The following is a 12,485-nucleotide window of genomic DNA, read 5'->3' as shown; positions in this document are numbered from 1 at the left end:
TAGGTGGGCAAAAGAACAAAAAAAAAACTAAAATATTGTAATCGGGGTATTAAATCCCAAAAACGTCTTTGGAGTTTTGCGTTGTCGCTTCTGCAATTTCTGTATCTGAAAGGTCGTAAATTTCGGCCAGTTTTGCAATTACATTTGCTAAATAACTGCTTTCGTTGCGTTTACCTCTGTACGGAATGGGTGCCAGATAAGGCGAATCAGTTTCTAAAACTATATTTTTCAAATCAATTTGATGTAAGAATTGGTCGATTTTTCCGTTTTTAAAAGTCACTACGCCTCCAATTCCCAATTTCATATTATACGAAATCGCCTGAAGTGCCTGCTCATAGGTTCCGGTAAAACAATGAAAAATCCCGAATAAATCTTCCGACTTTTCTTCTTCCAGAATTTCAAAAATTTCATCAAAAGCTTCACGACAATGAATTACAATTGGTAACTTGTACTGTTTTGCCAATTGAATTTGTTTTCTAAAAGCGATTTGCTGTTCTTTCAAATGTGTTTTATCCCAGTACAAATCAATTCCGATTTCGCCAACGGCATAAAATTTTCGTTTTGCCAGCTCATTTTCAACATGCTGCAGCTCGTCCAGATAGTTGTCTTTCACGTAAGTGGGATGCAAACCCATCATCAAAAACACATGATCCGGATAATTTTGCTCCAAATCGTACATTGATTGTGTGGCAGCGGCATCAATAGCAGGTATAAAAAAACGGGTTATTCCGGCGTTTATCGCTCTTTGCATCATTTCGTCACGATCCTGATCGAATTCTTCAGAATATAAATGGGTGTGGGTATCGGTAATTGTAATAATAGGTTTCAATTGCAAAAATTTAAAACGCCAAAATTACGACAATAATAAAAGAATAGCAATTATGGGATTGGGAGCTCAGATTTTAACGAACTTTTTACCTTTTTTGTCAGGAATGACAAACTACTTTTTACTTCCCGGTTTCAATAAACATTAAAGCCCTGTCTAAAACCTCATCCCTTCCTTCCTGAATCCCTTTTATAGTTGGTTTAACTTCAATATCCGGAACAATTCCGATTCTTTGGGTTGGTCTTCGGTCCGGATAATAAACACCGATTCCTGTGTATCGTGTATGAAATTTTTTAAAATCAATATCTATCGCATTTCCATCTGTTCCTGCGCTCTGACTTCCGATAATTGTAGTATTTCCAGAAGTTTTAAAACTCATCGCCATCCATTCTGACTGGCTGTAAGTATCTTCATTTACTAAAAGAATTACTTTGCCTTTGTAATGATCTTTGTTTTCAAATCCTGCTTTTACTCCTTCTGTCCATTTATATTTTCCCGGATATTTTACATAAGGTTCTGTGTAAATTGCAAAACTTTTTTCCTGAGAATTTAAAAAATCAGAAATGGGTTTCCAAATATCGTCATTTGGATAACTTCTTAAATCAAAAACAATAGCTTTTGTATCCTTTAAAGCTTCAATCATATCAGGAATATGTCTACTCTTTATTACACCTATATCGACATAACCAATATTATGATCCAAAAGTTTAAATTTTTCCTTTTTTTTAATGGCGCCTTTTTTAAACTCATTTCTGTGTGAATCATGATAATCATGCCAAATCATTGCTTTTGTTTCGGATTTTCCTTCTTTTAGAAATTCTACAGATACATTTTCCGTATCGCTTATCAAAATTCGATTTACGAGTTTATCTAAGTAGGATGCCTCGTTTGAAGCACTGATTACAGCCCGATTTTCTGAAATTAATTCTTTTAGGGTTTTGTCTTTTATTTTAGTAATTACAGTTCCCGGCTTAATATTATCCGCCTCAGCAAGACTATCAGCAAGAATTTCTGTCACAACAAATTTCTCATCTATTATTTTACCTGTAGCAGGAAAATATCTGAATATATCTGCCTTAGCTTCATCTGAGGAGGGATATATAACAAATTCAACATGACTGTCATTAAGTTTTGCAGACAATTTTCGCATTTCTTTGAAAAATTCCCTTTCCGTTTTTGCATCAATAATAAGTGGTAATGCTTGTTCCAGGCTCAGATCCCATTTTTGATCCATTATATATTTATATGGAAAGTAATATTCTATTAGATTCCAATACGCAAACAACATTACAGTTCTCGAACCTTTATTGGTATAATCCAGATCGTAATAATTTTTCAGTTTTTTTAGCGCATCAAAATCCATCCCGAATTCTTCATCACTTTGAAACCTGTTCTCTTCAATAAATTTTAGTTTTTTAGAAAGTTTTTTAGAAAACAGCTTACTAGTATTCAACCAGCTTAAATCGAAATTCTTATCAAAAAGTTCAATCTCTTTTGGTACGGCAATCGGAGCAACTTCTTTTACCGGACCCAGTTCATCAATCCAGTTTTCTAAGATCAATGAAAACTCTTCTTTGGTTTGCGCTTTATCTATTTTCGGTAATTTTTCTAAAAGCTGATTGTCCCAATTCACTTCTCCACCGGCAACTTTCGGATGATAATATTTTAAAAATCCCCAGACTTTACAAGTTGTAGTTAGTTTTTCGGTTTCGGAAATTTTGGCATGACCAATTGTGATTTGTAAAAACAGAAGAAGAGTTAACGTAATTTTCTGCATTCTAATGGTGGTTTAAGGTTGTAAATAGTTTCAGGTCAGTTCATAAAAAACAAAAATCGAATATAGAATAAAAATTTCTAAATCCGATTTGTTTTACTATTTCTTACAAAAAATTATCTAGTCCAATGCATGCAAAAGTTCCTGAACTTCATCATAATCTTCATAATCCTGAGAAATAGTCTCCAGGATTTGTTTACTGCCTTTATAATCTTTTAGTTTTAATTTTAGTAAAGCCAGATTCCAAAGCGCTTTTTCTTTGTAAACAGAACTTCCTGATTTCAATTCATTAAAAATCGTTTCAGCTTTTTTATATTGATTGGTTTGTAACAAGGAAACACCATAATAATATTGAATTTCCGCCGTTTTTTTGTTTTTAAGAACTGCCTCAAAAAACGGAATCGCCTCTTTGAACTTTCTGTCATTAAACGTTTTCTCGGCCTGTATCAAATTGGAATTCACATTACTTCTTTCTGTAAAATGAGCTTGTCCGGGATGATTGTAATCATTAAAAGACGGATTTTGATTGTAGTCAAAAAAGAACAATCCGAATAAAATAGCCACTGATGCAGCTGCCGCATAATACCATGGACGCATCAGTACCACTTTTGGCCTGTCTTTATTGAAATGTTTATCTGAAATCACAGAAAGATTTTCTTTGAACGCTTCTCTTTCCTGATCATATCCGAACTTGTTATCCAATTGCGCCAAAACTTCTTTGAAAGTCCTGAATTCAGCTGCAAATTCTTCATTTTCTGAAACCTGCTTTTCAAAACTATTTCTTTCTTCAATCGTCATTTCTCCCTGAAGATATTGATCAAATAATATGTAGCGTTCTTCGTTCATGACTAATTATTTTTTAGAGATTTAAAATTCTTTGCTTCCTGAATCCACTGTGTCAGCTGCCCTACGCATAACGATTTCTTTTTACGGACATAGCCGTACGTTACGTTTAGTTTTTCGGCAACTTCTTCCATCGATTTGATCTCAAAACTCAGTTTAAGCAGTTCCTGGCATTTATCTCCTAATTTTTGGAACATCATGTCAAAAAGCTGCTGTTTTTCATCAAATTGTTCGGCTTGTTCAACCAAATCGAGAGCAGATTCATTGATAGATGCAAAATCTTCATTAATTGTTACCCCTTTATTCGAAGTTTTTTTCAATTCGTTAAGCCATTTCCTTTTGCACAACAAAAAGAAGTAGGCATCAAACGGACAGGTCAGTTGCAATGCATTGGCTTTGGCCTGATTAAAAAGTAAAATCATGATTTCCTGAACCACATCTTCAGCCTGATCTTTGTCCCCGGAATTATTCATAACGTAGAAAACCACTTTGGGAACGAAATTTTTATAAATAGCCCGGATTATTACCGAATCGTTTGCGGCAATTCCTTCAATATATTTTTGGTCAGGATGTATTTTACTCTTTTTCATATCGAAAATTATTAGCTAATGTAAAAAAAAGAATCTGAAAAAAACTACAGTAAAAGGGTAACAATTAGACAAGCACATTGATATAAGACTACAAAAAGGTTTTTTCAAAGAATTAAAATCACACACCATGAAAAGTTATCAATTAACAAGTGAAAAGGATTTTGCCAAGTTCCAGCAAACATTGTCGAACAAAATTCGCAACGGATTTATCGTAGTTGAAAAAAATGACAAACTCCCATATGTGGTTTTATCCAAAGAAAAAAAACAAATCGATTCTTCATTTCATCTGGCTTTGGTTCTGGCAACTCTGGGGCTTTGGTCAGTAGTCTGGCTTTATTTACTGATTAGCCTTCGCAAAAAACAAATCCTGGTTGCTCTTGATGAAGACGGAAATGTTTTTGAAGAAAAATGCCTCTCCAGATAAAATTTAAAAAAAATAAAAAACAGGGGTAACAATTTAAAAACCCAATTGATATAACGATATAAAACAGATTAAAAATATTTTTTTTAAAACAAGGGTAACAATATCAAACCCGAATTAATATAAGGATATAAAAATTGAATTAACAACCAAATCTGAAAACCAACTGATAACGATCAGCTCAGATTTATAAAAATTAGAAATCATGAACACAAACTTTAGAAAAATCGCATTATTGTTTTTAGCATTAGCCACATTTGCAAGCTGTGATGACAGCGAAGGAGGAGATGACAAAGTTACACCACCATCGGCATCAGAATTTGCAGCAGTAAGAGATGAAGCTTTGGCAGGAAGAACACAACATTTTACAGCAACTGCAGGGAACGGAAATATTGTTCTTACTTCTAAAAAAGGAGTTAAAATCAACCTCAATGGAGACTGCCTGAAAAAAGCAGGAGTAGCCGTAACCGGAACAATTGATATTGAATACGTAGAACTTTTTGATAAAGGGGATATGCTGGTAACAAACAAACCAACCATGGGTTTAATGCCTGACGGAAAGAAAAACTTATTAATTTCAGGAGGAGAATTCTATATCAAAGCCACACAAAACGGGCAGGACTTAACTACTACATGCGGTATGTATCTTATTGTACCAACCGGTTTGACAGGAGGTTATGATAATCAGATGACTTTATGGTTTGGAAACATTGACGAAGAGGATAACTTAGTTTGGAGAGAAGCCAAAGATGGTGCTGACGGAACTGGCGGAAAAGGCGGTGTTCAGGGCGAAGCAAACAGTTACTATGTTACTTTTGGAAACTTTGGATGGGCAAATGTAGACCGTTTTTACAGCGACCCAAGACCTAAAACTACAATATTAGTAGATGCTCCTGAAGGATTCGATAACACAAATTCTGCTGTATACCTTTCTTATGATGGCGAAGGAACAAATGCGCTTGCCCAATTAGATACTTACACAGCTGCCGGATTATTCAGTGAGCACTACGGACAAATTCCGATTGGTTTAGCTTGCCACATTATTTTCGCAACAGAAGAAAACGGACAATGGCGTTACGCAATAAAAGGAGTAACAACGACAGCAAATGCAGTTTATAGCTTTACACTTGCAGAAACAACAGTAGGTTCAGAAGCGCAATTGGTAGCAGCAATCAATGCCATTCAGTAATTTTCAAATACTTTTTTTAGGAAAAAGTGGTGATTTGCTCATCACTTTTTTTTACATTTAAACCTGTTTTAAACTATTTCTGATGATTTTCAGAAGCTAATCCTGCTGTCCGTTATATCTTTTATGCCGAACCCCGGCACAAAAGGATGTCACTCTCATCAGGGCTAAAAAACCTCCTCGACCATGAAAAAACTTTTATGCTGTTTCATCTTCCTTTCATCAGTAATGGTGTTGGCGCAAACCAAAGTAAAAGACACCATCACCCGAAGAGCAAATATCAGCTACACCCAGAAAGGCAATTCGGTCACTTTTAAGCCCGAAACACCACCATTGATTCCAATTGCAGGTGCTCCAAAACCCAGCTACTCCTATTTATGGGAAATGGGTGACGGACATTACAGCAAACAGGCAGAGCCCAAACATGTTTATAAAAACAAAGGCAATTATACCGCCCGATTAGCCGTTACCAACAATTACGACAACGGAAAACCTCCTGCTACACGGCCAAAAAAAGTCGCAGTTAACGAAATAGCAGACGACCCGTATCAGGACATCGCCTCCATCGCTGATCAAAACGGATTTACAATCATAAAAAACTGTGACCCAATTCCGGAACAGGAAATGGTAGTCGTAGTAAGTTATCAAAATCTGGAGAATTATGTCGCCAATGGCAAGCTCTATCTTTTTTACAACGAAAAGCAATTCAAAAACAACAATTTCGAACTGGTCGATTTCAGAACGCATGCCGGCGAACGTGAAGTAAAAGAAAATACAGTCGCTTCAGTTGATGATGTGGACGATACAAACTCTTATGTCGCTTCTTCTGAAAACACTATAAAATTCAAAAAATATAAAAATACAACGACAGAAGAAGATCTGGATGCGAGTTTAAAAGAAGCAAACACACTTTACCATAATGTTTCGATTCTGGAATTTGACGATGCCAATCCAGGCGAAACCCGAAATGTTTTTTACACCTTTAAAACAACACCCGAAATGATCAAGGATACCAGCGCAACGGTTACCATGCGCGGAATTTTTGTTCCCAACCGTAGTTTTAAGAATCATAAAGTCAAAAATCTCGAAATGGAAATCGTAACCTCTCACGACCCCAACAAAATGGGTTCAAACGGGAGTTTTATGAATTACAGACTCGTTCGGTTTAAAAGAGTGAAATTCAAAACCCGTTTTCAGAATAACGGCGAAGGTCCTGCCCGAAAAATTCGTTTAGAAACCGATATTCCGGATATGTTCGACAAAAAAACATTCCAGATCGAAAGTATGTATCCCGAATGTCCAATTTGTCCAAAAGGCGAAGAGCCAACCGTAAGCTGTCTCGACACCATCATTACAAAAAAACAAATCATTTTTACGTTTAAGAATATTTACCTTCCCGGGACTGAACAAAAAAACGTAAAGGAAAAAGATAGTACCAAAGGTTTTGTCCGTTATTCGATGAAATTCGGTGAAGACTTTCATAAAGTGAAAACCAAAAGCCGGACTTCGATCATTTTTGATAAAAACGAACCTATCATAACCAACTACGCCACTACCCGATTTTTACCGGGAATTTCAATTGGCGCAAAAGCGGGATATAATTTTTATACAGGTCTTGACAAATCAACCAGTTATTTTGTCGGGGCTACTATTTCGCCTTTTAAAGCCTATCGCTTTTACTGGCAGGCAGAATGGGTAAATGCTTTAAACCAATACAACAGCGCAGTCAATATCGCAACCGAATTTAACACCAATGCAAACGGAACGAGGCAATTAATACGTACCACTACTACTACTGAAAACAAGAATGTCAATTGGGAAATCCCTGTTTTGATTCGGTACAACATTAATAATTACATAGGAGTCGGTGCCGGAGTTCAGGCCAATATCAATGTGGCTTCAGAGCAGAATCAGGATATAAAAACCGAAATTTTTGAGGGAGACAAAGAAAATATTTTAATAGGCACGCAAACAGCAAGTAATACCATAAAAAATTCTTTTACAAATTTAAAAACCGGTCTTTTATTCGATTTAACGGCAGGATTCGCCAGAATAGGACCAAGTTTAGGAGCGCGATATGTGATCAATTTTGAACAGGATTTTAATTACTTTCAGGTTTATGGGATTTGGAGGTTTTAAATATTTCCACCATATAAGGGATTTAAGTAAATTTAAGCTTTTTAAATTCAAAAAGATATGACACATAAGCTTATGTGATTTATTTTAGTATACCAACAACTATAATATGAAATTATATCACTTATATGGTTTAATCTTTCTTTTTGTTAACCTGAATGTTTTTGGGCAAAATCCTGAAGACAAAATTTACAATGCCATTGATTTATTTGTAGCGAATCCTTCCGCGAAAGCGTTGCAAAACTTAACCAATACCGAAACTGTTTTTTGGAAAAATCGAAAACCCAAAACCAAAGATGAATTATTAGCCATAGTGGTTTTAAACTGCAACAAAGCCTATTATCAGAATCAGTTTAGTCAGACAAACCATGCAATTTCCAGTTATGAAAAAGCCTGGCAAATCTATCAGAAATATAACCTTAAAGATTACGATATTATTGAATACTGTCTGAAACCTTTGGGTAATTTATACACCGTTTCAGGAGATTACGACAGTGCCGAAAATACTATCAAACAGTATTATTTTATTGCTGAAACAGAGAAAAACCAATCACAAAAAACAGCGGCTATTCTGAATTTATCGAATGTTTATCAGAGTTCTGGCAAGATTTCAACAGCAATTGAGCTTTTGGAAAATACTTTAAAAACTGAAAAATTGCCGAATGCAATGAAAGGAATTTTACTGAATAATCTCGGGAATAATTATTTACTGAGTTCAGGCGGCAATTTATTATTTCCCGGAACAAGAGAAAAAGCCGAAAAAGCATTTGAATCTTCCATAAAATTTCTTCAAAAAGAGAAGGATCAATTCGAAACTTTATCTAATTCTTATCGAAATCTTGCAACTTTTAATCGTCAAAGACAAAACTTTGAAACAGCAAATTCATATTTAGAAAAAGCTGAAAAATTGTTTTTTAAAACCTCAAATCATCAGCCTCGAAAACTCGCTAAACTTTATTATGAAAAAGCCCTGATTCTATTTGATGAAAGAAAGTACGAGGAAAGCTCAAAGCAGATTATACTTGTTTTTAAGACTTTGATTCCTGATTATAATTCAAAGAACAGCCTCCCAAATAAAAATCAATTGTACGCAGAAACAGTTTTAGTTGATGCAGTCGATTTACAGGGAGAAATTTTAAAAATACATCAGCCTAAAAAAGCACTGGAAGCTTTTAGTCTTTCTTTTTATATGGAAGATTTGCTGATGAACGGTTTGGTCTATGAAAACTCGAAAATCCTGATGCAATTGCGATCCCGAAACCGGACTGAAAAGTGCATTTCGATTTACGATGAATTATTTAAAAAAGAAGGCAAAACTTCTTATATAGAAAAAGCTTTTCAATTGTCTGAAAAAACTAAATCAGGAATTTTAAAAAGTTACCGTTCGAATATTAAAAATGCTTCCGCAGCAGAAAAACAGCTTTTGCAGCAATTTCAAAACCTGAACAATACTATTTTAAAAGAACAGCAAAAGGGTGATTTCGCTGATATTTTGAAAATTAATCAACTCATAAAAAAACAAAATGAATTGATGCTTTCCCTGAAAAAAATCCAGTCTGAAAATGTCGATCATATTCCCGAAAATTGTGATTTAAAAGCATTGTTTAAGAAATTAGAAACTAACAAAGCCGTGATGGTTTATTATTTTGTGGGTGCTGAAAGATTGTATTATTTTGTTCTTCAAAACAACCGAATCATACTCGATGAAGTTCATATTGGACATAGAAAAATGTTTTATATTACACATTTCATAGCGTATTTCAACGACGCAAATTCTATCATAAATGATATTTCCGGATATATCAAATATGGAAAAATCGTTTATGATTTACTGCAACTTCCAAACAATTCAGTTTATCAAAACTTAGTAATTGTTCCTGATGGCATTTTGAATTTTCTTCCATTTGAAGCATTGATTACACATAAATCAAATACAACGAATTTTGCCAAAATGCATTATTTACTGAACGATTTTAAGGTTGCTTATAATACTTCAGCAAATTTTTATCTGAATTCCAAACCTGTTTGTAATTCAGATAAAAACGTTTTGGGTGTTTTTCCGGTTTTCGAAAAAACAGCTTTTGAATTAAGCTATTCCAAGAAAGAATTAGAAGCTATCCACAATAATTTTAAAGGGAAATATTTAGAAAATACCGATGCAGGTTTTTCTAATTTCAAAAATAATGCTCAAAATTATTCGGTTCTGCATTTAAGTACACATGCTGCTGCAGGAGACATTGAAACTCCTGCAAGCATTAAATTCTACGATCGGGAAGTTTTATATTCAGAATTGTACAACCTGAATATCAATCCGGATTTAGTGGTTTTAAGTGCCTGTGAAACCGGAATCGGAAAACTCTATAAAGCTGAAGGAGCCATGAGTGTTGCAAGAGGTTTTCAGTTTGCAGGAGCGCAGAATCTGTTATTTTCTTTATGGAAAGTAAATGATTACACAACATCGGTTTTTATGACTGATTTTTATAAAAACATCCAAAATAAACAAACCTATTTTGAAGCCAATACAAATGCCAAACTTGATTTCTTACATGACAAATCGATTCCAAACGCTAAAAAATCACCTTATTACTGGAGTTCTTTCGTTTATTACGGATCTATTTCGACAGAAGAAAATGCTTCAAATTATATCGTTTACATCATTAGTTTATTGACGCTAATTGGTTTATTTTTGGTTTTCAATCGTTATCAAAAATGGAAAATCTTCACGAAGTCCTCAAAAAAGAGAAATACAAAAAAATAAAATTCAAAATCATCAAAACGCAGCATTTGCTGATTAAGGTAAAAATCAACGGCGTTTCTGGAAATTTCATTTTAGATACCGGCGCATCAAACTCCTGTGTGGGTTATGAAAGTATTGAGCGATTTGAACTGGTTACCAAAAAATCTAAAACCAAGGCTGCCGGAGCAGGCGGAACGGGAATGAAAACGCAAATTTCAAAAAACAATTCCATGCAAATCGGTTCCTGGAAAAACAATGATTTTGGTATCGTAATTTTTGATCTTTCGCACGTTAACGAAGCATTAACGCAATACAAAGCAAAACCTGTTCATGGTATCATTGGCGCAGATGTTTTACTTGAAGGAAAAGCGATTATTGATTATTATAATCATTATTTGTATTTGAAATAGAAAGTAAGTTTTTTAGCTATATTTGCCCCACCTATTTTAACAAATCTATACGTATGAAAAAAACACTACTTTATTTCCTTTTTTTGTTTACCCATTTCTTTTATGCTCAGGTTAGCGATATCGAGCATTGTGCAGGAGATACTTCTTTTGATCTGACTTCCCAAAAAACACTTTTAATTGGAAACTTAAATCCTGCAGAAACAACAGTCACTTATCATTTAACTCTTGAAAATGCTCAGGATAATGTAAATGCGATTGCTACTCCTTCGAATTTCAAAAGCACAGAAAGTTCTAAAACTATTTATGCCCGAATTGATAATAATGGAAAAGTTACTACTAATTATTTTAATTTGATTTTATATCCTTATGTAGCTTCAACAGCAACTGTTACAGCCGTTTCCTGTATAAACAAAGGAAAAATAACAGTCCAGGCTACTGGTGGCAAGGGTCCGTATGTTTATTCAATCAATGGTGGAACATATTCTGCTAACAATGAATTTAATGATTTAGTTCCTGGAGTACATATCATAATTACAAGGGATTCTTTAGGATGTGAAGAGTTTATATATGTTATTGTAGAAGCTTATAAGCCATTAGAAGCTACCTGTGTAGTGACAAATATGAGTTGTAATGGTAGTAAAGATGGCTCAATTTCTATTAATGCTACTGGAGGAAGATCCCCTTACACTTACTCTCTTGATGGAGGATTAACATTTGTCTCTTCCAATGTTTTTACAAATTTAGCAGCTGGAACATATAATATAGCTGTAAAAGATGAAAACAGTTGCATTGTGAAATATATGGTAAATATATTCGTACCAGCCGTCTTAGACGCAACGGTTGCCATAGAAAATCAAACCATAACAGTGAATGCAACGGGTGGAAGTGGTTCTTATATGTATGCTGTTTCACCATACTTAAATCAGTTTTTTACACAAAATACATTCTCAAATTTAATTCCTGGAATTTATTCTATAGTGATATCAGATAAAAAGGGCTGTTATTTGACAAAAGAAATCACTGTAAATCCACCAGCACCTTCAATAAACGGTAAAAACACATTAACTGTAGAATTTACTCCGGGTCAAACCTTAGGAGATATTATTGTGGATGGTCAGGGTATTAAATGGTACAGTAATCCAAGTTCTGCAACAGGAAAAACAAGTAAAATTGCTGAAACTACTTTGCCTTTGACAACCGCTTTAGTTGATGGTGTAACGTATTATGCATCGCAAACCATAAACAATATTGAAAGTAAGCAACGTCTTGCCGTAACTGCAAAATCAAACGGTTCATTATCAAACGATGATTTTGTTTTACCTAATTTCAAATTTTACCCAAATCCGGTAAAAAATACATTGTCAGTAAACAATTCAGCTGTAATTGATGAAATCGAAATATTCTCTCTTTCCGGAAAATCTGTTTTAGCTAAAAAAACAAACAATACACATTCTGACATTGATTTGTCAGGAGTTTCAACAGGAGTTTATTTTCTGAGAGTGAAATCAGAAGGAAAGATTAAAACCATCAAAATTGTCAAACAATAAAAAATTTAAATTTCA

The 12,485-nt window shown here is 34.3% G+C and carries 10 protein-coding genes; 6 read left to right on the top strand and 4 right to left on the bottom strand.

Going from position 1 to position 12,485, the window contains the following annotated elements; all coding sequences use genetic code 11:
- Positions 1-49 precede the first annotated feature (49 nt).
- From GXM16_RS00865 to GXM16_RS00850, 4 genes are all read right to left on the bottom strand, one after another.
- The gene (locus GXM16_RS00865) at positions 50-817 is read right to left on the bottom strand and encodes a TatD family hydrolase (RefSeq protein WP_163393213.1); all 768 of its coding nucleotides are present in this window, start codon (positions 815-817) and stop codon (positions 50-52) included.
- A gap of 130 nt (positions 818-947) precedes the next feature.
- Entirely contained in the window at positions 948-2,603 is a 1,656-nt protein-coding gene (locus tag GXM16_RS00860; protein ID WP_163391801.1) for a S41 family peptidase, read from the bottom strand.
- Positions 2,604-2,720: 117 nt separating this feature from the next.
- Positions 2,721-3,446 (bottom strand): tetratricopeptide repeat protein, encoded by a 726-nt coding sequence (locus GXM16_RS00855; RefSeq protein ID WP_163391799.1) that lies wholly within the window; start codon positions 3,444-3,446, stop codon positions 2,721-2,723.
- A 2-nt stretch (positions 3,447-3,448) separates the two neighbouring features.
- Complete coding sequence (locus GXM16_RS00850; protein WP_163391797.1) at positions 3,449-4,033, bottom strand: RNA polymerase sigma factor; 585 nt, start codon at positions 4,031-4,033, stop codon at positions 3,449-3,451.
- Positions 4,034-4,160: 127 nt separating this feature from the next.
- Between GXM16_RS00850 and GXM16_RS00845 the strand changes: the two genes are divergently transcribed.
- The 6 genes from GXM16_RS00845 (at position 4,161) to GXM16_RS00820 (ending at position 12,470) form a co-directional block, all read left to right on the top strand.
- Positions 4,161-4,457, top strand: a complete 297-nt coding sequence (locus tag GXM16_RS00845) for a hypothetical protein (protein ID WP_163391795.1) — start codon at positions 4,161-4,163, stop codon at positions 4,455-4,457.
- A 202-nt stretch (positions 4,458-4,659) separates the two neighbouring features.
- Positions 4,660-5,643, top strand: a complete 984-nt coding sequence (locus GXM16_RS00840) for a hypothetical protein (protein ID WP_163391793.1) — start codon at positions 4,660-4,662, stop codon at positions 5,641-5,643.
- A 183-nt stretch (positions 5,644-5,826) separates the two neighbouring features.
- Complete coding sequence (locus GXM16_RS00835; RefSeq protein ID WP_163391791.1) at positions 5,827-7,779, top strand: DUF7849 domain-containing protein; 1,953 nt, start codon at positions 5,827-5,829, stop codon at positions 7,777-7,779.
- Positions 7,780-7,885: 106 nt separating this feature from the next.
- Positions 7,886-10,534 (top strand): CHAT domain-containing protein, encoded by a 2,649-nt coding sequence (locus tag GXM16_RS00830; RefSeq protein ID WP_163391789.1) that lies wholly within the window; start codon positions 7,886-7,888, stop codon positions 10,532-10,534.
- On the top strand, positions 10,486-10,923 hold the full coding sequence (locus tag GXM16_RS00825) for a retropepsin-like aspartic protease (RefSeq protein ID WP_163391787.1): 438 nt from the start codon (positions 10,486-10,488) through the stop codon (positions 10,921-10,923). Before GXM16_RS00830 ends, GXM16_RS00825 begins: the two co-directional genes overlap by 49 nt.
- A gap of 53 nt (positions 10,924-10,976) precedes the next feature.
- Positions 10,977-12,470, top strand: a complete 1,494-nt coding sequence (locus GXM16_RS00820; RefSeq protein WP_163391785.1) for a T9SS type A sorting domain-containing protein — start codon at positions 10,977-10,979, stop codon at positions 12,468-12,470.
- Positions 12,471-12,485 lie beyond the last annotated feature (15 nt).

The organism is Flavobacterium limi (assembly GCF_010645075.1).
In the GTDB taxonomy this organism is placed as follows: domain Bacteria; phylum Bacteroidota; class Bacteroidia; order Flavobacteriales; family Flavobacteriaceae; genus Flavobacterium; species Flavobacterium limi.
The sequence above is the reverse complement of the archived record's forward strand: the minus strand, read 5'-3'. Positions and strand labels throughout refer to the sequence as shown.

What these genes read in the sequence shown, in the direction of transcription:
- GXM16_RS00820 (WP_163391785.1), top strand. Translation starts at nt 10,977, where the DNA reads ATGAAAAAAACACTACTTTATTTCCTTTTTTTGTTTACCCATTTCTTT.
- GXM16_RS00825 (WP_163391787.1), top strand. Translation starts at nt 10,486, where the DNA reads ATGGAAAATCTTCACGAAGTCCTCAAAAAAGAGAAATACAAAAAAATA.
- GXM16_RS00835 (WP_163391791.1), top strand. Translation starts at nt 5,827, where the DNA reads ATGAAAAAACTTTTATGCTGTTTCATCTTCCTTTCATCAGTAATGGTG.
- GXM16_RS00850 (WP_163391797.1), bottom strand. Translation starts at nt 4,033, where the DNA reads ATGAAAAAGAGTAAAATACATCCTGACCAAAAATATATTGAAGGAATT.
- GXM16_RS00840 (WP_163391793.1), top strand. Translation starts at nt 4,660, where the DNA reads ATGAACACAAACTTTAGAAAAATCGCATTATTGTTTTTAGCATTAGCC.
- GXM16_RS00855 (WP_163391799.1), bottom strand. Translation starts at nt 3,446, where the DNA reads ATGAACGAAGAACGCTACATATTATTTGATCAATATCTTCAGGGAGAA.
- GXM16_RS00860 (WP_163391801.1), bottom strand. Translation starts at nt 2,603, where the DNA reads ATGCAGAAAATTACGTTAACTCTTCTTCTGTTTTTACAAATCACAATT.
- GXM16_RS00830 (WP_163391789.1), top strand. Translation starts at nt 7,886, where the DNA reads ATGAAATTATATCACTTATATGGTTTAATCTTTCTTTTTGTTAACCTG.
- GXM16_RS00845 (WP_163391795.1), top strand. Translation starts at nt 4,161, where the DNA reads ATGAAAAGTTATCAATTAACAAGTGAAAAGGATTTTGCCAAGTTCCAG.